The 19693-nt window shown below is 71.3% G+C and carries 14 protein-coding genes and 1 riboswitch; of the genes, 8 read left to right on the top strand and 6 right to left on the bottom strand.

The features are described from left to right. From LXN57_RS28545 to LXN57_RS28520, 6 genes are all read left to right on the top strand, one after another. On the top strand, window positions 1–381 hold the full coding sequence (locus LXN57_RS28545; protein ID WP_251801304.1) for an SSI family serine proteinase inhibitor: 381 nt from the start codon (window positions 1–3) through the stop codon (window positions 379–381). A 32-nt stretch (window positions 382–413) separates the two neighbouring features. Beyond that, window positions 414–1160: a methyltransferase domain-containing protein gene (locus LXN57_RS28540; RefSeq protein ID WP_221376134.1), complete on the top strand. Its 747-nt coding sequence runs from the start codon at window positions 414–416 to the stop codon at window positions 1158–1160. A gap of 67 nt (window positions 1161–1227) precedes the next feature. Next, the gene (locus LXN57_RS28535; RefSeq protein ID WP_251801303.1) at window positions 1228–2403 is read left to right on the top strand and encodes an alkaline phosphatase family protein; all 1176 of its coding nucleotides are present in this window, start codon (window positions 1228–1230) and stop codon (window positions 2401–2403) included. A gap of 57 nt (window positions 2404–2460) precedes the next feature. Further along, a complete protein-coding gene (gene dinB, locus LXN57_RS28530) occupies window positions 2461–3756 on the top strand; it encodes a DNA polymerase IV (RefSeq protein ID WP_251801302.1) in 1296 nt (431 codons plus the stop codon). Window positions 3757–3856: 100 nt separating this feature from the next. After that, window positions 3857–4243 carry an SCO2097 family morphological protein gene (locus LXN57_RS28525; protein ID WP_221376132.1) on the top strand — a complete coding sequence of 129 codons (387 nt, stop codon included), beginning with the start codon at window positions 3857–3859 and terminating at the stop codon, window positions 4241–4243. 211 nt (window positions 4244–4454) lie between these two features. Next, window positions 4455–4919: an STAS domain-containing protein gene (locus LXN57_RS28520; RefSeq protein WP_251801301.1), complete on the top strand. Its 465-nt coding sequence runs from the start codon at window positions 4455–4457 to the stop codon at window positions 4917–4919. 66 nt (window positions 4920–4985) lie between these two features. Here LXN57_RS28520 and LXN57_RS28515 read toward each other — a convergent pair whose 3' ends face one another. Genes LXN57_RS28515 through LXN57_RS28505 form a run of 3 tightly spaced genes read right to left on the bottom strand, consistent with a single transcriptional unit; the run spans window position 4986 to window position 9774 of the window. Beyond that, on the bottom strand, window positions 4986–7424 hold the full coding sequence (locus LXN57_RS28515; protein ID WP_251801300.1) for a transglutaminase TgpA family protein: 2439 nt from the start codon (window positions 7422–7424) through the stop codon (window positions 4986–4988). Continuing rightward, window positions 7421–8719, bottom strand: coding sequence for a DUF58 domain-containing protein (locus LXN57_RS28510; protein ID WP_251801299.1), 1299 nt, complete (start codon window positions 8717–8719; stop codon window positions 7421–7423). Before LXN57_RS28510 ends, LXN57_RS28515 begins: the two co-directional genes overlap by 4 nt. 2 nt (window positions 8720–8721) lie before the next feature. After that, window positions 8722–9774 carry an AAA family ATPase gene (locus tag LXN57_RS28505; protein ID WP_221376128.1) on the bottom strand — a complete coding sequence of 351 codons (1053 nt, stop codon included), beginning with the start codon at window positions 9772–9774 and terminating at the stop codon, window positions 8722–8724. 271 nt (window positions 9775–10045) lie between these two features. On the opposite strand from LXN57_RS28505, the gene LXN57_RS28500 reads away from it, so the two are divergent. Continuing rightward, a complete protein-coding gene (locus LXN57_RS28500; protein ID WP_251801298.1) occupies window positions 10046–12913 on the top strand; it encodes a M36 family metallopeptidase in 2868 nt (955 codons plus the stop codon). 179 nt (window positions 12914–13092) lie between these two features. Then, window positions 13093–15900 carry a leucine--tRNA ligase gene (gene leuS / locus LXN57_RS28495; protein WP_251801297.1) on the top strand — a complete coding sequence of 936 codons (2808 nt, stop codon included), beginning with the start codon at window positions 13093–13095 and terminating at the stop codon, window positions 15898–15900. 424 nt (window positions 15901–16324) lie between these two features. On the opposite strand, the gene LXN57_RS28490 is transcribed toward leuS, so the two are convergent. The 3 genes from LXN57_RS28490 to LXN57_RS28480 are packed head-to-tail and all read right to left on the bottom strand — an operon-like array spanning window position 16325 to window position 19050. Further along, entirely contained in the window at window positions 16325–17080 is a 756-nt protein-coding gene (locus tag LXN57_RS28490) for a TVP38/TMEM64 family protein (RefSeq protein WP_251801296.1), read from the bottom strand. Window positions 17081–17129: 49 nt separating this feature from the next. After that, entirely contained in the window at window positions 17130–17840 is a 711-nt protein-coding gene (locus LXN57_RS28485; protein WP_221376124.1) for a type 1 glutamine amidotransferase, read from the bottom strand. After that, window positions 17830–19050, bottom strand: a complete 1221-nt coding sequence (locus tag LXN57_RS28480) for a Mur ligase family protein (RefSeq protein ID WP_251801407.1) — start codon at window positions 19048–19050, stop codon at window positions 17830–17832. The genes LXN57_RS28485 and LXN57_RS28480 overlap by 11 nt, the downstream gene beginning before the upstream one ends. Window positions 19051–19506: 456 nt before the next feature. Then, window positions 19507–19692: riboswitch (cyclic di-AMP (ydaO/yuaA leader) on the top strand. Window position 19693: the final 1 nt, after the last annotated feature.

Raw genomic sequence — 19693 nt, 5'->3', positions numbered from 1 at the left:
ATGCTTCCGCTTCTTCTGGCCGCCGCGCTGATCGGACCCGTGCCCGACCCGCCGCCCACCTACGGCTTCCCACCCCGCCCCACCTCCGACAACCTCACCGTCAGCTACATGGCCGACGCCGGCTTCGCGATGGCGGTCAAGCTCACCTGTGACCCGCCCGGCGGCGGCCACCCCCGCGCGGTGCAGGCCTGCGCCACCCTCGATCAGGCCGGCGGCGACCCGAGCCGGATCAAGCGCACGACCACGGCCTGCATCCTGCTCTACAAGCCGGTCACCGCCACGCTGAGCGGCGCCTGGCGGGGCCGCGAGGTCAGCTGGACGCACCGCTTCGGCAACACCTGCGAGATGCGCCGCGCCACCGGGGACCTGTTCCGGTTCTGAAACCCGCACCCGGCTGCCGTTACTCTGCCCGTGTGGACAACGCATCGACGCGGACAGCGCGCCCGCTCGTCTCCGCCCGCACCGCCGCCGTCTGGGCGGTGCTGCGCCGCGAGCTGGAACGGCACGCCGACCGTGAGCTGACCGTGCTGGACGTCGGCGGCGGCACCGGCGGCTTCGCCGTTCCGCTGGCCGAGGCGGGACACACCGTCACCGTCGTCGACGCCAGCCCCGACGCGCTGGCCGCGCTGACCCGCCGGGCGGCCGATGCCGGGGTCGCCGACCGGATCCGCGCGGTGCAGGGCGACGGCGACGCGCTGGCCGGGCTGGTCGCCCCGGGCAGCGTCGACCTGATCCTCTGCCACGCGGTGCTCGAGGTCGTCGACGACCCAGCCGGCGTGGTGGCCGCCATGGCCGGGGCGCTGCGGCCCGGCGGCGCGGTCAGCGTGCTGGTGGCGGGCCGGGCGGCGGCCATCCTGGGCCGGGCGATCAACGGCCACCTGCGGGCGGCCGGCGCCGTCGCGGCCGACCCCGAGGGCCGCGCCGGGGCGCGTGACACGCTGCGCCGCCGGTACGACGCCGAGAGCGCCACGGCCCTGCTCACCACGGCCGGCCTGACGATCGAACAGACCCATGGCGTACGCGTCCTGGCCGACCTGCTGCCGGCAGCCGTCGTCGAGGAGGACCCGCAGGCGCTGCTCGACCTCGAACTCGAGCTGTCCGCCCGCCCGCCGTTCCGCGACATCGCCTCCCAGCTGCACCTCTTCGCCCGCAAGCCGTGACCGCCTCGCCTCGCCCCGGGACGTCCCGCGCCGGCCGCCGCCCAGGCGCGTGCGGCGGGTGGGCGTCGTGACCGCTGAGCCGTTGGTCGTGCCGGCCGATCATCTGCCGCCGTCGGCGTTGGAGCCGGTGCGGCCCGCGTACGGGTCGGGCAGTCTCGCCGACGTGCTGCCCAGCGTGTCAGCGGTGCTCGGTGTGCCCGGTGCGCACGACGTGCTGGGTCTGCGGGGTGAGCTCGACGGCATCGAGCGCATCGCGGTGCTGCTCGTCGACGGGCTCGGGGTCCATCAACTGCCGATCATCACCCCGTACGCCCCGGTCCTGGCCGAGATGGCCGGGCGGGGACGCACGTTGACGGCCGGCTTCCCGTCGACCACCCCGGTCAGCCTGGTCACGCTCGGCACGGGTGTGCCGCCGGGCGCGCACGGCATCCTCGGTTTCACCACGAAGCGCCCGGACGGACGGGTGCTCAATCACATCCAGTGGAAGCACGATCCCGACCCGGCCCAGTGGCAGCCGGTGCCGACCCGGTTCGAGCTCGCGGCAGCGGCCGGGTTCGAGGTGACCGTGGTGAGCAAGCCGGAGTTCGAGGGCAGCGGGCTGACGGTCTCCGCCTATCGCGGCGCCGCGTACGCGCCCGCGAACGACGCCCTGGCCGCCCGCATGCTCGCGGCCCTGGCCGCCGCGACCGGCCCGGCCCTCGTCTACGGCTACCACGCCGATCTCGACCACTACGGTCACGGCGACGGCGTCGACTCACCCCGCTGGAGGGAGGCCGCCCGCGGCGTCGAGGCGCTGCTCGACCGGCTGGTGCACGGCCTGCCACCGCGATCCGCCCTGCTGGTGGTGGCCGATCACGGCCAGCTCAACGTGCCGGCTGACGCACGTTTCGACATGGCTGACATTCCGGAATTGCGCAACGGGGTGATCGGCGTCGCCGGAGAGCCTCGCGTCCGCTACCTCTACACCGCCCCCGGCGCCCTGAACGACGTGCTGGCCACCTGGCGCGGCGTCTTCGGCAACGCGGCGTGGGTCCTCACTCGCGACGAAGCCATCGACGCCGGCTGGTTCGGCCCCGTGCCCGCCGACCACCGCGACCGCATCGGCGACATCGCCGTGATCTGCCAGGGCCGCACGATCGCCCTGGCCGGCGGCTGGGAGCCGCCGACGGTCGGCCGCCTGATCGCCTACCACGCCTCAGTCACCGCCGCCGAAATGGAGATCCCCCTGCTCATCGCCCGCTGAACACGCGCTCAGCGGTGGCGATCCGTTTTTGTCGGGGGGTCGGGCTAGCCTCCTGACGTGGGACGCAGCCAGGCGGTGCCGAAGGGGCGCGACCCGCGCTTCGGCCCGGGCGCCGATGACGCGGGCTGCACGATTCTGCACGTCGACATGGACGCGTTCTTCGCCTCCGTCGCGGTGCGTTCGCAGCCCGAGCTGCGCGGCCGGCCGGTCATCGTCGGTGGCGTGGGGCCGCGCGGGGTGGTCAGCTCGGCCAGCTACGAGGCCCGCCGGTTCGGGGTGCGCAGCGCCATGCCCACCGCCCGCGCGCGAGCGCTCTGCCCGCGGGGGGTCTTTCTGCCGGTCGACGGGCCGGCCATCGGCGAGGCGTCCCGGGCCGTCATGGCGATCTTCCGCGACGTGACACCGCTGGTCGAACCGCTCTCGTCCGACGAGGCGTTCCTCGATGTGGCAGGCGCCCGGCGCCTGCTGGGCAGCCCCACCGAGATCGCCGGGCTGATCCGGCGGCGCATGCAGGACGAGCAGCGGCTCACCTGCTCGGTCGGCGTCGCCCCGACCAAGTTCGTGGCCAAGCTGGGCTCCACCCGGGCCAAGCCCGACGGGTTGATCGTCGTGCCGGGCGCGCTGGTGCTCGAGTTCCTGCACCCGCTGCCGGTCGACGCGCTGTGGGGCGTCGGCGAGCGGGCCGCCGAGACCCTGCGCCGCCTCGGCCTGACGACCGTCGGCGAGATCGCGCACGCGCCCGTCGGCATGCTGCGCGGCGCCCTCGGCGAAGCGTCCGCCGTCCACCTGCACGAGCTGGCCTGGGGGCGCGATCCGCGCGGGGTCAGCCCGGAACGGGAAGAGAAATCGATCGGCGCCGAGATGACGTACGACACCGACGTCGCCGACCCGGCGGTGATCCGCAAGAGCCTGCTCGCCCTGGCCGACAAGGTCGGCGCCCGGCTGCGCGCGGCCGGCGTCGTCGGCCGGACGGTGGCGATCAAAGTGCGTCTGGCCGACTTCCGGACGGTCAACCGGTCGCGCACGGTGCACACGAGCACCGATGTTGCCCGCGAGATATTTGAGATTTCCTGGTCGATGTTCACCGCGCTCGGCGCCCGCGAACATATTCGCCTCGTCGGGGTGCGGGTCGAGGGGCTCACGCCCGCCGCAACCACATCGCGGCAGCTCAGCCTGGGTGAGCCGGAACGTGGCTGGCGCGAGGCGGAGGCCGCGCGCGACGCTGTCGTCGCCCGTTTCGGCCCGGCCGGGCTCTCTCCGGCCAGTCTTTTGGGACGAAGCGACCTGCGCAGAACCGAAAATCACCCGCACTCGACGGTCGTCCCGCTTTCCGACCCGCCAAGCCCCTCGTAGACTTGCTCGGTAAGGCAGCCGACGGCTGTCCCGCGCCACTTACCTTAGTGTTACCCCGACCCCGCCTGGGGGGTTGGATTTGCGCCCGGGGAGGAATGCCGTGCCGCTCTCGGAGCACGAGCAGCGGCTGTTCGATCAGATCGAGCGGTCGCTTGCCGAGGACCCCAAGTTCGCCTCGGCTGTGCGGGCCAGCGACCCGCGTTTTCACGCGCGACGCCGGCTCCTCGTCGCCGCGTTCGTCATCGTTCTCGGCCTAGCGCTGGTCGTCTATGGCACGGTGAGCCGCACGACGCCGCTGGGCGTAGCGGGCTTCGTTGTCATGCTGGGCGCCGCCGCGTTCGCCATGCAGTCGCGCCGTAAGGGTTCGGCTCCCGACCTGCAGGCCGTCGGTGGCACCGCCACGCGCCGCACCCGCCAGACCCGCAAGTCAGGCTTCCTCGACCGCCTCGAGGACCGCTGGCGCCAGCGGCCCGAAGGTCACCGCTGACCGACAAACAGGCCCGCGGCTGACCGGGGACGCAGCAACCCCAGCCGCGGCACCTGCACAAGCTCTTCGATGGCGGCCTCAGGCCGCCATCGGGCTTTTTCGTGTGTCGGGTTTTCCTCACGTGCCAAATTCGCTTCGCGTGTAGTCCCTTCGGCCGATCCGGGTAACGATGAACGGTGGAAGCAGGCCAGCTCGCCGGGCAGGGGATGGCATGGACGCCGAGGAAACGCCGACACCGCAGGGCACCATCGCCCTGACCAACTCCAACCGCAGTGACGCGCTGCTGTCCGCCCGCGGCGCCTTCGACCGCGACAATCGCAACACCCTGATCGGGTTCGTCGAGGCGACGTTCGCCGATGGGCACCGTGCGGTCGCGCTGGACGTCGCCGGGGTCACGTTCATCGACGCCGCCGTCGTGAACGCCCTGGTCAACTGCGAAGAAGACGCCCGTGTGCAGGGCCGCACCCTGCGCCTGCTGCACCCCAGCCCGGCCGTCGCCCAGGTGCTGGCCGACACCGGCACCTTCGCCGCCCTGAGCGGTCACCGCCGCGGCCCGTCCGGCGCGACGGCGCACCCCCGGACAAGCCCGGTCAGCCGCCGGGACGCCGTTATCGCCCGCGCCTACGAGGTTCTTGCCGCCTCCCGCCGCATGGCCCACGACATACGCGAAGTCTGACCGCGCCCCCGAAGCAGCGATGCCGCCCCCTCGCGAGGAGGGAGCGGCATCGGGGAACCGCAGGTTTCAGCGACCGCGATGCGGCAGCAGCCGGCGCGGGCTGGCCTTGGCGAGGACGTCGCGCACCCGGCCACTGGCGGTGACCAGCCTGGCCGACGCCTCGGCCAGGCCCAGCCGCCAGCGCATCAGCACCGACGGTGGCATCAGGACCGCCACGATCCGCGTCCGCCGGTTGGCCGACCGGGCCAGTCCCTTGCGCACCCGGTTGAGGGCCACCGTCAGCTCGCCGCCCTCGAGCGGCTTGCGGGCGTACCGTGCCCTCTCTTCCGCCGTGCCGAGCAGGGTCGCCGCCGCGGCCGGCTCTTCGAGCAGCACCGCGTCGGTGACCAGCCGCTGGGCCGTGACCCGGGGCGTCTCGGTCGGGTCGATCGGGATCCGGAAGTCGACCATGGTGTCCATCAGCTCGTCCCAGGCGGCGTGCGCGTCGGCCCGGGCCTTCACGGTCTCGGCCGTCACCACGATGTCGGCCGGGCCCTCCAGAGAGGTGACCTTCGGCTGCCGGGGCACGGTGACCGCGTGCCGATGCCGCCGCGTCAGCACCCTTCGCAGGGCCGGCACCAGCAGCAGCGCGAGGAGCAGCGCGGCCAGGCCGATGACCACGAGCGCGGTGCTCGAAAGGACACCCGCGTTCGATCCGGACGAACCGGATGCGCTCTGGTCGCTGAAGTCGGGACGGTCGGGCCGCTCCACGCCGCCCGCGGCCGCCGACGGGTCGGCGTCGGGCACTGCCGCCGACTCCGACGCCGTGCTGGACGGCACCGGCAGGTCGACGTCGGGCGCGAAGTCGGACCGGGCCGCGCCGGGCACGTTCGCGGCCGGGGTGGCGTCGAACGGGATCCAGCCGAAGCCCTTCAGGTAGACCTCGGTCCACGCGTGGGCGTTGCGGTTGGTGATGACGTACGTGTCACCGTCCTTCTCGCCCCGGGTGAAGCCGAACGCCACCCGCGCCGGAATGCCGGCCTCCCGCGCCATCCAGGCCAGCGCCGCCGCGTACTGCTGGCAGTAACCGACCTTGGTCTCGAGGAACGACGCGATCTCGGAGCTGTTGGCGATGGGCTGCGTCGACAGCCGGTAGGTGAAGCCGTTCCTGGTCGAGAAGTGCTCGTAGAGCGCCCGCACCTTGTCGTACTCGGTCTGCTTGCCCGCGGTGAGCTGCTTGACCAGCGCCGCGACGGCCGCGTCGTCGGGGTGGCTGGTGTTGCGCCGGACGATCGGGTCGTCCGGGTTCAGCTCTTCGGCCTGGCGCAGCAGCGCCGGTGTGTAGCGGGCCCGCACGTACTCGAAGTTGTAGGTCAGCTCCTTGGTCGACCGCCGGTTCGAGTAGACGACCTGCTGGTTGTCGTCGAAGTACCAGCCGTTCTGAAGCCCGTCGAGCCCCACCGTGTTCTGGTAGACCGGCAGCATGCCCTGCTGCAGCTTGTCGCTGACCTGAACCTCGGCCCGGTGCTCGGCGAACGACCCGCCCGCGGTGCCGGTGCGCGGGTCGGGCAGGCCCTGTGCGATGTTCTCGCCGGTCGGGGTGGTGCTGCCGAAGCCGTTGTCGGTGAGCTGGTCGGCGACGCCGAAGCGCAGGTAGTAGGGCGTGCTCTCGTCGGTCTTGAGCCGCACCAGCTCGACCACCTCGGTCTGGCTCAGCTGACCGCTGAGCGAGGCGAAGAGGTTGATCCGCCCACCGCTGCCGTTGCCCGTGCCCACGCCCACGCCGGCGCCGTTCTGGGTGAGCTGGGAGAGCAGCCCGCCGCTGATCGTCGGCACCAGCAGCGGCAGCAGCACGGCCGCGACCACGCCGACGGCGCCCAGGCGGCGCCCGGCCGAGGCGAGCGGGGAGGGTTCCCACACGTCGACGTCGCGCCCGTCGCCGGTGAAGCGGCGGCCGAACCGGCGTACCCGGTCGATGTTGTCGCTGACCAGCAGCCACAGGAAGCCGGCGGCGCCGACGATGAACGGCAGCACCGGGACGCTGTTGACGTAGACGGCGACCGGCACCGAGTAGATCGCCAGCATCGGCAGACCGGCCAGGGCCGGCTTGCGCGCCACGACGGTCAGCAGGTCGACCGCGATCGCCACCGACCCGATGCCGAGCACCGTGACGAACAGCAGGCCGTCGCGGTCGGGCACGGGCACGCCGTACGAGCGGGTGTCCTGCCCAGCCTGGGTGAACAGCTCGGCGAAGTGGCTGAACGTGGACGGCGTCGGGATGAGGAACTCTTCACCGCTTCCGAACAGCCAGGTCAGCGTGAACAGCAGCACCACGATCATGCTGAGCGCCTGGGCCCAGGCCGGGAAGCGCAGCGTCCGGGCGCCGACCGCGGCGCCGGCGATCAGGCCCACCGTCAGCAGGCACTGCATGAGCCACGTGTAGCTGTCGAAGATCGACGAGATGGGCGCCGCCGCGAGCAGGGTGGCCCCCGCCGCGACGAGCCCGAGACGGCGCCGGCCGCTCATCGGTTCACTCCACTCACTGTCTCGGCCATGGCCGCGCGCCACGCGAAGCCACTGGAGCCCCGCGCCGCCGCCGGCCACAGCGCGGGCAGCGTCGACCCGTGCACGACCGGCACCGAGCGCCAGCCGCTGTGCACCAGGGCGAGCGCCGCCGCGGAATGCTCACGGTCGGCTTCCTGCCGCTCGCCGGGGGCCAGGTTGACCCAGGTCGAGCTGTCGATCGCGAAGCCGATGCAGGTCGCGCCGTTGCCGCGCAGCTGGGACAGCAGCTCGGCCTCGGGCACGGTCAGGGCGCCGAAGATGCCGATCACCAGGCCCCCGTCGGAGCGGCGGCGGACCTGTTCGACCAGCGTCGAGATGTCGCCGTTCTGGGCGAGCTTCACGTCGGCGAGGCTGTCGAGGATGATGCCCTCGCCGGTGACCTCGGCGGCGTCGATGTCGATGCCCGAGCCGGTGACCAGCCGCAGCTTGTAGCCGGCCTGCCGCAGGTGCATGGCGATGCTGGCGGTGGCCGAGACGGCCCACTCGAAGCTGGCCGTCGGCCCCTCGCCGCGGTGGGCGTAGACCCGGGTGTCGAGCACCACGGTGGCCCGGCTCTCCCAGGGCTGCTCCTCGCGGCGCACCATCAGCTCGCCGGTGCGGGCCGTCGAGCGCCAGTGCACCCGGCGCAGGTCGTCGCCGCGCCGGTACTCGCGGGTGGCGGCGTCGTCCTCGCCGTGCACGGCGACCGACCGGGCGCGGCTGTCGCCGGTGCCCGCGTACTCGCCGGCCAGCCGGACGGCCGGAAGCGTGACCACCTGGGGGATGACGGTGAGCCGGTCGACGCTCGGGAACGAGCGGGTCAGCTCGCACAGACCGAACGGGTCGGTCAGCCGGATAACCAGCGGGCCGATCGGGTAGCGGCCCCGCACGTCGGCTCGCACCGTGTAGGCCACGCTGCTCGCCTGGTGGGCGCCGAGCCGTTCCAGCACCACCCGGGGGCGGCTGCCCAGCGCGTACGGCAGCCGATCTTCCAGCAGCAGCGTGCCGGTGGGCAGGCGGGACATGTTCTGCAGGCGCAGGATCACCCGCGCGCTCGAGCCGACCGGAGCCCGGCCCGGGTCGAGCGAACGGGTGCAGGCCAGCTTGTACCGGCTGCGGCCCACGTACGCGGCGGCCAGCAACGGCAGCGCGGCCAGCAGGATCGCCACCCGCAGCAGGTCACGTTCGCCGAGGATGATCGCGGAGATGCCGGCCGCGGCCGCCGCGGCCAGGAAGGAGCGGCCGCGCGTGGTCAGGCCGCGCAGGGCCTCCCGCATGTTCAGCGCCCCCGAGGCTCGTACTGGTTGGTGGGACCGCCGCTGTTGTTCCGGGTGTCGTACGGCGAGCGGCTGCGGTCGTGCGGCAGCGGCAGGCGGTGCACGATCTCGGAGACGATCGCGTCGGTCGTGCGCCGGTTGAGCTGCGCGTCGGCGGTGGGGATGATGCGGTGCGCGAGCACCGGCACGGCCAGCGCCTGCAGGTCGTCGGGCAGCACGTAGTCGCGGCCCTCGAGCGCCGCCACCGCCTTCGCGGTGCGGATCAGCTGGAGCGTCGACCGCGGGGACGCGCCGAGCCGGAGCTCCGGCGCCTCGCGGGTGGCGGTGACCAGCGCGATCGCGTACTGCTGGACGGCCTCGGCCGCGTGCACGTCACGCGCGGTGGCGATCAGCCGGCGCACCTGTGCGGCGTCGGTGACGGCGCGCAGATCGTTCAGCGGGTCGTGCGCGTCGTGCCCGTCGAGCATGGCCAGCTCGGCCCGTGGGTCGGGGTAGCCCATGGCGATGCGGGCGGTGAACCGGTCGCGCTGGGCCTCGGGCAGCGGGTACGTGCCCTCCATCTCGATCGGGTTCTGCGTCGCGATCACCATGAACGGCGCCTGGAGCTCGTAGGTCGTGCCGTCGACGGTGACCTGCCGCTCCTCCATGCACTCGAGCAGGGCGGACTGGGTCTTGGGCGACGCGCGGTTGATCTCGTCGCCGACCACCAGGTTCGCGAAGACCGCGCCCGGCCGGAACTCGAAGTCGCGCTGTTCCTGGTTGTAGACGCTGACGCCGGTCACGTCGCTGGGCAGCAGGTCGGGCGTGAACTGGATGCGGCGCACGGAGCAGTCGATGGACCGGGCCAGCGCCTTGGCCAGCTTGGTCTTGCCCACACCGGGCACGTCCTCGATGAGCAGGTGGCCCTCGGCCAGCAGAACCGCCAGCGCGAGCCGGACCGTTGCGCCCTTGCCCTCGATGACCTGTTCGATGTTGGTCATGATGGCCGACGTCGCGGCTCGGAACTCGTCGCTCGGCATCGGTCCACCGGGCTCGTCCCAGGTCGGGGTTGTCACGGGCCTCCTCCAGGTATGTATGCGCGCCCATCCTGGGGCGCGGGGGCGAAAGATCACCGAAAAGGCTGAGCGCTCCGCCCCGTCACCACAGGTTAGCCCGATCACAGCAACTCGCCGAGGTCGGCCGCCGGGCTGATTCGACAACCGTCAACCGGACAGGTGTATCGGATAGGTAAAGAATCAGACATCGCTCTAGTTATATTTGCCGATCAGCAACCAGAGTCAGCCATCGACGGGTCTCACCAGTGAGGCCCGGTCGAGAGGGGCTGAATTGAGACCGTTATCCGTACCGTCCGCGACCCGGCGGTTGGGGGCGGCAGCCGCGGGTGTCATCCTGCTGGCATCGCTGCTGCCGGCGCAGGCACAGGCCGCGCCGCTGCCCGGGGCTGTTTCGGGGGCGACCGACAGCAAGTCGCAGCGGCGAGCCGATTACGACTCCCGCCAGAACCTGGCCGCTGCCGCGGCCGCCGCACCGACCGCCGCCCTGAGCCGTGCCGCCGTTCCGGCACCCTCCGGCTCCGCGGTGAACACTCTGCGTGACTCCCTGGGCGTCCAGGGCATCGTCGACATCGACCGGGCGACCGGCACCCCGCGCCGGGTGGCGAAGCTCGACGGCTTCCTCACCGGGCCGAGCAAGAAGAAGCCGGCGAAGATCGCGCTCGACTACATCCGGGCCCATCCCGAGGTCTTCGGCCTCGACGCCGCTGACCTGGCCAGCCTCGAGCTGCGTCAGGACTACGTCGACATCGAGGGCACCCACCACCTCAGCTGGGTGCAGGTGGCCGACGGAGTGCCCGTCTTCGGCAACGGCCTGAAGGCGCACGTGGCCAAGGACGGCCGTCTGGTGCAGGTCGACGGGGCGCCGCTGAAGTCGCTCCCCGCCGCCGCCGGCGCCGCGAAGCTGTCCGCCTCGGCCGCCCGCGCCGCCGCGGTCAAGGACGTGTTCGGCACGTCCGCGGCCAAGGTCACCGGCACCGAGGGCGCCAAGACCGTGTTCGCCGACAACGGCAACGCCAAGAAGGTCTGGTTCCAGACCGCGTCGGGCCCGCGCCTGGCCTGGCAGACGATCGTCGTCGACGAGGGCTACGTCCACGTGATCGACGCGGCCAGCGGCGAGGTGCTCTACCGCAAGAGCACGGTTGCCAATGACACCGCCGACGTGTGGGAGAACTACCCGGGCGCCGCCCGCGGGGGGAAGCAGAAGCCGGTCGACATCACCGGCAAGGGCTGGCTGCCGAACAACGCGCGCGTGCTGAGCGGCAACGTCGCCCACGTCTGGTCCGACGTGAACGACAACGACCTGCCCGACGCGTCCGAAGAGGTCGGTCCCTCCGGCGTCCGCAAGTGGAACTACCCCTTCGTCGACTTCAACGACGAGGTCGGTGGCCTCTGCTCCGACGCGTACCCCTGCTCGTGGGACCCGGAGACGCCCAACTCGTGGCAGACCAACCGCAAGCAGAACGCGGTGCAGCTGTTCGCGTTGCTGGGCACCTTCCACGACCACCTGAAGGCCGGCCCGATCGGCTTCACCCGGGCCGCCGGCAACTTCGAGGCGCGTGACGGCGACGCCGTGCAGGGCCAGGCCATGGACGGCGCGAACACCGCGGACGGCCTGCCCGACCCGAACCACGTCGACAACGCCAACATGAACACCCCGCCCGACGGCATCCCGCCGGTCATGCAGATGTACCTGCTGAGTCCGGGCCCCGCCTCGGTCGCCGCCAACACCGGCGACGAGGCCGACGTGGTGTTCCACGAGTACACCCACGGTCTGTCCAACCGCCTGGTGGTCGACGCCGACGGCAACTCGACCCTCAGCGGCCAGCAGGGCGGCGCGATGGGTGAGGCGTGGAGCGACTTCTACGCCTGGGACTACCTGGTGGCCAAGGGCCTCGAGAAGGACACCGCCAAGGCGGGCGAGGTGCTGATCGGCAAGTACTGGACCGCGGGCGGCACGATCCGCTACGAGGCTCTGGACTGCCCCGTCGGCTCGACGGCGGCCAACTGCGCGGGAACCCCGGGCGCGGGCGCCGGCGGTTTCACCTACGGCGACTACGGCAAGATCTACGGCGGTGGCCCCGAGGTGCACGCCGACGGTGAGATCTGGGCGCAGACCCTGTGGGACCTGCGGCAGGCGGTCGGCAGCAAGACCGCGCAGTCGATCGTGACGCGCGGCATGGAGCTCTCCCCGTCCAACCCGTCCTTCCTGGACATGCGCAACTCGATCCTCGCCGCCGACCGGGTCGTCGACAAGGGCAAGAACGCCAAGGCGATCTGGAAGGTCTTCGCCAAGCGGGGCATGGGCTACTTCGCCGCCGCCATCGACGGCGACGACGCCCAGCCGGTCGAGGACTTCTCGATGCCGCCGTCGGCCAACACGCCGCGGGGCACCCTCAAGGGCAAGGCCACCGACTCGGACACCGGCGCTGCCGTGGCCGGTCTGACCGTCGCCTTCGGCGGGCACGCCTCCGGCTTCGCCGGTGACTACCGGGCCACCACGGCCGCCGACGGCTCGTACTCGATCCCGGGGATCATCCCGGGCACGTACGCCAAGGTGTTCGCGCGCGGCGCCGGCTACGACATCGTCGTGAAGACCCTGTCGATCAACTCGGGCACCAAGACCGAGAACTGGTCGGTCCGCAAGGACTGGGCGGGCTCCTCGGGCGGCGCCGGGATCGTCAGCTTCACCGGGCCCGACTACACGCCGTTCGGCTGTGGCCCGGCGCAGTTGATCGACCAGTCGCAGATCGCGGGCTGGGGCTCCGACGTGGCCCCGGAGGGACAGAACGCCGTGATCCGGCTCTCCGGCGCGGTGGACGTGTCCGAGCTGGTGATCAACCCGTCGGCCACCTGTGGTGACGACGAGACCGCCTCGACCGGTGGCTACCGTGTCGAGACCTCGGTCGACGGCACGACGTGGGCGGTCGCCGCGAGCGGCACCTTCCCGGTCGGCACCGTCACGCCCACCCCGGTCGCGCTGGCCGCGGGCACGGGCGACGGCATCCAGTTCGTCCGCTACACGATGCTGACCACGCAGGGTCAGGACGCGGGCCTCTGCCCGGCCGGCCAGCCGCCGACCGTCAGCGGCTGCGTGTTCTTGGACAGCACCGAACTGTCGGTCTACGGACCGGCGGCGTAGCGAGCTGGCTCAGATACCGGTCGCCGCTCTCGGGCGGCGACCGGTATCATGCAATCCATGGCTCGGCGTTTCCTGCTTCTTAGCCGGCCGTGCTGCTCCCGCCTCTAGCGGACCAGCACGGCGACCCCTCCTGCGTGAGGGGTTTTTTTGTGCCCAGCCACCAATAGACGAGAAGACGGATGCCGACGATGAGCGAGTCAGAGACCCCGAAGTTCCGGTACACCGCCGCGCTGGCCAACGAGATCGAGCCGCGCTGGCAGGCCTACTGGGCCGAGAACGGAACCTTCCACGCGCCCAACCCGGCCGGTGAGCTGGCCGACCCCGGGCACCCGCGGGCCGGGGCGCCCAAGCTGCACGTCCAGGACATGTTCCCGTACCCGTCGGGTGCGGGCCTGCACGTGGGTCACCCGCTCGGCTACATCGGCACCGACAGTTACACCCGCTACAAGCGGATGGCCGGCTTCAACGTGCTGCACCCGATGGGCTTCGACGCGTTCGGCCTGCCCGCCGAGCAGTACGCGGTGCAGACCGGCACCCACCCGGCGGTCACCACGGCGGCCAACGTCGAGCGCTACAAGAACCAGCTGCGCCGCCTGGGCCTGGCCTACGACGACCGGCGCTCGTTCTCGACCACCGACCCGGACTACTACCGGTGGACGCAGTGGATCTTCCTGCAGGTCTTCAACTCCTGGTACGACCCCCAGGTGCGCAAGGCCCGGCCGATCTCGGCGCTGATCAGCGAGTTCGAGGCGGGCACCCGCCCGGCGCCCGGGAAGAGCTGGGCCGAGCTGTCGCCCGTCGAGCGCCGCCGGCTGATCGACGACCACCGCCTGGCCTACGTCAGCGAGGCGCCGGTCAACTGGTGCCCCGGCCTGGGCACGGTGCTGGCCAACGAGGAGGTCACGCCCGACGGACGCAGCGAGCGCGGCAACTTCCCGGTCTTCCAGCGCAGCCTGAAGCAGTGGATGATGCGGATCACCGCGTTCGGCGACCGGCTGGTCGAAGACCTGGACACGCTGGACTGGCCCGAGCCGGTCAAGATGATGCAGCGCAACTGGATCGGCCGATCGCGGGGCGCCCACGTCGACTTCCCGGTCGGCGACGACAAGATCACCGTCTTCACCACGCGGCCCGACACCCTGTTCGGGGCGACGTACATGGTGCTGGCGCCCGAGCACGAGCTGGTCGACCGGATCACGCCGGCCGCGTGGCCGTCGTCGACGAACGGCAAGTGGACCGGCGGGCACGGTTCCCCGGCCGAGGCGATCGCTGCGTACCGGGCCGAGGCCGCGGCCAAGACCGACGAGCAGCGCACCGAGGGCAAGGAGAAGACCGGCGTCTTCACCGGCGCGTACGCGACCAACCCGGTCAACGGCGCGAGCATCCCGGTCTTCATCGCCGACTACGTGCTGGCCGGCTACGGCACCGGCGCGATCATGGCGGTGCCCGGCCAGGACGAGCGGGACTGGGCGTTCGCCGAGGTCTTCGAGCTGCCGATCATCCGTACGGTGCAGGCCCCGGAGGACTTCGAGGGCGCGTACACCGGCGACGGCGTGGCGATCAACAGCGACTGGCTGGACGGCAAGGGCGTCGTCGAGGCCAAGGCCGACATGATCACCTGGCTGGAGCAGCACGGCCACGGCCGCGGCGCGACCACGTTCCGCCTGCGCGACTGGCTGTTCAGCCGGCAGCGCTACTGGGGCGAGCCGTTCCCGATCGTCTACGACGAGACCGGCCTGCCGGTCGCGCTGCCCGACTCGATGCTGCCGGTCGTGCTGCCCGACGTCGACGACTTCTCGCCGCGCACCTTCGACCCGGACGACGCGAACAGCGAGCCCGAGACCCCGCTGTCGCGCAAGAAGGACTGGGTCAACGTCGAGCTGGACCTGGGTGACGGCCTGAAGTCGTACACCCGCGAGACCAACACCATGCCGCAGTGGGCCGGCTCCTGCTGGTACGAGCTGCGCTACCTGGACCCGAACAACGAGAAGGCCCTGGTCGATCCCGACAACGAGGCCTACTGGATGGGCCCGCAGCGCGACGGCGACTGCGGCGGCGTCGACCTGTACGTCGGCGGCGTCGAGCACGCGGTGCTGCACCTGCTGTACGCCCGCTTCTGGCACAAGGTGCTGTACGACCTGGGCCACGTCTCGTCGTTCGAGCCGTTCCGTAAGCTGTTCAACCAGGGCTACATCCAGGCCTACGCGTACCGCGACGCCCGCGGCGTCATCGTGCCCGCCGAGGAGGTCACCGAGCGCGACGGCAAGTACCTGTTCAACGGCGTCGAGGTCATCCGCGAGTACGGCAAGATGGGCAAGTCGCTGAAGAACGTCGTCACGCCCGACGAGATGTGCGAGCAGTACGGCGCCGACACCTTCCGGGTGTACGAGATGGCGATGGGCCCACTGGACGTCTCGCGCCCGTGGGAGACCCGCGCCGTCGTGGGGTCGCAGCGCTTCCTGCAGCGCGTGTGGCGCCTGGTGGTCGACGAGGAGTCCGGGGCGCCCCGGGTCAGCGACGAGCCGCTGGAGCCGGCGGTGCGCAAGCACCTGCACCGCACCATCGCCGGCGTCAGCGAGGACCTGGACGAGCTGCGCTTCAACACGGCCATCGCCAAGCTGATCGAGCTGACCAACACGCTGACCCCGCTGCCCACGGTGTCCCGCGAGGCGGTCGAGCCCCTGGTGCTGATGCTGTCGCCGTTCGCGCCGCACCTGGCCGAGGAGCTGTGGGCCAAGCTGGGCCACGCGGGCACGCTGGCCTACGCGCCGTTCCCGGTGGCCGACCCGGAGCAGCTGAAGGCCGAGTCGATCACCTATCCGGTGCAGGTGAACGGCAAGGTCAAGGCGCGCGTCGAGGTGTCACCCACCGCCGCCGAGGCGGAGGTGCGCGAGGCGGCTCTGGCGTCGGTGGTGGAGGCTCTGGCCGGGCGTCCGCCGAAGAAGGTCATCGTCGTGAGCGGGCGGCTGGTGAGCGTAGTCGTCTGACCCGCTCCTTGCTGCAAGAGCAAACCCGCCGTGCCGGCCATCAAAGGCAAACCCGCCGTGCTGGTCCTTGAAGGCAAACCCGCCGTGCTGGTCACGGCGGGTTTTTCCTTGCGCTTCTCATTCCGTACGGGCTACGTGCGGACCGGTCTGGGCCGAGGCGCAGCCTGTTGGCCCGGCAGGCCGCCCCCAGACGCGTTGCAGCCCAGGAAAGTTGTGCGCCCGGACGGTCGCAGCCCTGGAAAGTCGTGTCGCAGCCCGGGGAGGTCGTGCCCCCGGACGAGTTGCACCTCAGAAAGTCGTGAGCCGCCGGGGAGTGGAGTGCTGCCGGGAATCTCGTGCCCGGGACAAGCGAGAACCCGCCGGTGGAGTACCGGCGGGTTCGGCTTTGATGCTGATCGTGGGCGCTGCCCGTTGTGGCTGTTGGTCAGGCGGTCGCGGGGGCGGCCGTGGCGGCGGCCTTCTTGGCGGAGCGCTTCCACCAGATGATGATCGACGTCGTCAGGGTGAAGCCGATCAGGGCCGGAGCCAGCGACAGGGGGCTCATCTCGCCCGGGCGCACCACCGCGGCGCCGATCACGGCGTACGAGACGGCCGACGGGATCGAGGCCAGCGTGGTGCCGAGCAGGTAGCGCTTGCGGCAGACGCTGGTGGTGCCGTAGGCGTAGCCGATCAGGCCGAACGGGGCCAGCGGCAGGAAGCGGACCAGCAGCACCGCCGACAGGCCGCGACGGTTGAGCCAGCCGTCGAGACGCTCGAGCCGGCCGCCCGTACGGGCCGAAAGAGCGCCCCGGCCGACCCAGCGGCCGGCGTAGTAGGTGGCAGCCGCCGCGATCACCGCGGCCGCCAGGGCGGTCGCGGCGCCCGTGGCCGCACCCAGCACCGCACCGCAGGCCAGCGTGATGGCGGTGCGGGGAACCAGGACGGACAGGAGCAGGCCACCCACGACGGCCATGACGACGGCGGCGGCGGGGCCCAGCCGGGCGAACTGGTCGGCGATGTCCTGAAGCGGCAGGACGGCGGCAGCGACGGCCACAGTGGCCACCACCAGACCGAGGATGCCGAAGCGGATCAGACGCCGCTTCCAGCCCATCGAGGTGGCGGAGTGCTGCTGCGAAGGCTGAGGAACCTGAGAGTCCAGCGCGGGCTGTGCGCCCCGCGGGGCGATCAGGATGTCAGTCATGCAGGGTTACCGCCCAATGCTCGTCGGGTCAGGATCATGCAGGTCAGGATCAGGCGCCGGCGGCGGCGAGTCGTTCCGCTCGCAGTTTGTCGGGCCAGGTGTCGTCGACCGGGGAAAGACTATCCGCGCCTGTCGCCCAACGCAGTAGCAGATCGGCTATAGCTGGGTTGCGAGCGAGAGCGGGCCCGTGGGAGTACGTGCCGAGTATCTTCCCGTGCCATGCTCCCTCGGTCTGCCCGTCATTGCCAATACCGGCCGTCACCCGGGCGAGCGGGGCGACGCCCGGACCCAGGTGGGTGCGGCCGCCGTGATTCTCGAAACCGCTCAGCGGGGGCAGCCCCAGCCGGGGGTCGATGTCGCCGCGGATCTCGCCGACCGCGCGGGTCTCGCCCCGGTCGGAGTGCAGGTCGAGCAGGCCCAGCCCGGGGCATTTGGCACCCTTGGCGAAGAACGAGTGACCGAACAACTGGTAACCCGCGCAGATGGCCAGCACGGCTGCGCCCTGGTTGACCGCGCGGTGCAGACCGCCGTCGTTGATCAGGCGCTGAGCCGCCAGAGCCTGCGGGCCGTCCTCGCCGCCGCCGATCAGATAGATGTCGGCCGTCGAAGGCATCGGCTGGTCGGAGCGCACGGAGTAGGTCTCGACCGGGATGCCGCGCATCGCCGCGCGCCGGGCCAGGATCAGCAGGTTGCCGCGGTCGCCGTAGGTCGACAGCAGGTCCGGGAAGATCCAGACGATGCGTAGGGCCTCAGTTGACACGGTCCAACTCCGCTCGGATGTCCTGGAACGCCGTGTAGTTGGCGATCACCTCGAGGCGCCCCATCGGGACCGACCGGATCGCCTCCTCGAAACTCAACACGTGCCGGAACGGGATTCCGTTCACTTCGAGGCGTACGGCGAGGTCGAACGCCCGGTCGCCGGTGATCAGCACCGGGCGGTTGTGCAGGGGCGAGAAGTCGACGTCGTACAGCCACGAGGTGTCGAACCCGTCGGGGTCCCGCGCGTTGATGGAGAGCAGCGTGGGCGCCTGCTCGGCCATGTCGAACGCCTCGAGCCAGCTGGCCGGGTTCTTGGCCAGCAGCAGGCGGATGTTGCGGCCGTCCCGGTCGACCTGGGCGTAGCGCCCGGCGATCGAGGCCACCGTCGAGAGCCGGGGGAGCGCCTCGATCGGGCGGACCCCGAACTCGGCCGCCACGGCCAGCGCGGTCGCCGCGTTGCCGATGTTCACCGTGCCCGGCAGCTGCAGCTTCACCAGGTGCCAGTCACCGCGCGGGTCGACCACGCCGTCGTCCTCGACCCGCCACTGCGCCTGCGGGCGGCGCAGCGGGCAACCGGTGCACCACCAGTCGCCGTTGGCGCGCTCGATCGGGTGGCCGCTCTCGGGGCAGACGAAGGAGTCGTCGAGCCAGCGCTGGCCGGCGCTGAACCAGGTGATGTGCGAGGAGCCCTGCGCGGCCCAGACCACCATCGGGTCGTCGGCGTTGGCCACCACCGAGACGTCGGGGTGGCCGGCCAGCGCGGTGCGCCACATCTGCGCCATCATCGCGACCTCTTTGGCCCGGTCGAGCTGGTCGCGCGAGAGGTTGAGCAGCGCCACCACGCGCGGGTTGGTCTCGTCGATCACCCGGGCCAGGTAGTGCTCGTCGACCTCGAGCACGGCGAACGGTGTGGCGCCCGCCTTGGCCAGCGCCGACGTGTGCCCGGTGGGCATGTTGGCGCCGAAGGAGTTGGTGGCCACCGGGCCGAGCACCCCGAGCGCGGCCGCCGCGAGCCGGGTGGTGGTCGTCTTGCCGTTGGTGCCGGACACGAGCGCGATCGCCCGGCCGGCGGCCAGGTGGGTCAGCAGCTCCGGATCGATCTTGAGGCCGATCCAGCCGCCGATGACCGAGCCGTCGCCGCGTCCCGCAGCCCTGGAGAGCGCGGCCGCGGTCTTCGACACGGAGGTCGCGACCTTGGCGCGCAGGGGCATTTTCCCGTCCGTCACGGCGACGAGGGTACCGGAACGGCAGGTTACGTCGAGTTGCCGAGAGTCCGATTTCAGCGTCCCGGGGCGGACGCTCCGGACAGCCATCGAGATCGGCCGTTCGGCCCACCCCATTTTGGCCGGTGAGAAAGGTTTGAACAGCGGAAGAGTGAATATCGGGCGACCGTCACCCCGATGGTGGCGAAGAATTATGTGTTCTGATTCACCCGTAACTGTAGACCGGTAGTGATTTGTCGATCACTCCTCGTTATGGCATTTATCGTCGCCTGGTAACAAATCGGACAGTGGTCGATATGCCAAACACTCTCAGTGACGAAAGCGGATACTGCAACCTTCGAGAAATTCGGGTAGCAAGGTCTGGCCGGCGGCACCCGCTGCCCGACTCGCGACGACCTGGTTCACGCCGAGCCCTGCCCCGGGCCGGTCGACGCGACCACCCGAGCACCATGTACGACCAACACAGGCATACGGGGGCAGGGACGGGGGACCCAATTCTGGTCCTCTCCGCGCCACCCGCTCCGGTGGCGACCACGGAGAAGACCTTGGGGTGAAGTCGCCTAACGGTGACCGGGCAGCCTTCCCGCCCGAACCCGACAGCTAACCTCGCAGGCGTGCCGGAGGGATATCT

The organism is Paractinoplanes hotanensis, assembly GCF_023717965.1.
In the GTDB taxonomy this organism is placed as follows: domain Bacteria; phylum Actinomycetota; class Actinomycetes; order Mycobacteriales; family Micromonosporaceae; genus Actinoplanes; species Actinoplanes polyasparticus.
This window is presented reverse-complemented; position numbering and strand designations above follow the sequence as displayed.

Excerpts from the sequence above, each read along its gene's own strand:
- LXN57_RS28545 (WP_251801304.1), top strand. The coding sequence starts at position 1 with ATGCTTCCGCTTCTTCTGGCCGCCGCGCTGATCGGACCCGTGCCCGAC.
- LXN57_RS28520 (WP_251801301.1), top strand. The coding sequence starts at position 4,455 with ATGGACGCCGAGGAAACGCCGACACCGCAGGGCACCATCGCCCTGACC.
- LXN57_RS28515 (WP_251801300.1), bottom strand. The coding sequence starts at position 7,424 with ATGAGCGGCCGGCGCCGTCTCGGGCTCGTCGCGGCGGGGGCCACCCTG.
- LXN57_RS28510 (WP_251801299.1), bottom strand. The coding sequence starts at position 8,719 with ATGCGGGAGGCCCTGCGCGGCCTGACCACGCGCGGCCGCTCCTTCCTG.
- leuS (WP_251801297.1), top strand. The coding sequence starts at position 13,093 with ATGCCGACGATGAGCGAGTCAGAGACCCCGAAGTTCCGGTACACCGCC.
- LXN57_RS28490 (WP_251801296.1), bottom strand. The coding sequence starts at position 17,080 with ATGACTGACATCCTGATCGCCCCGCGGGGCGCACAGCCCGCGCTGGAC.
- LXN57_RS28480 (WP_251801407.1), bottom strand. The coding sequence starts at position 19,050 with ATGCCCCTGCGCGCCAAGGTCGCGACCTCCGTGTCGAAGACCGCGGCC.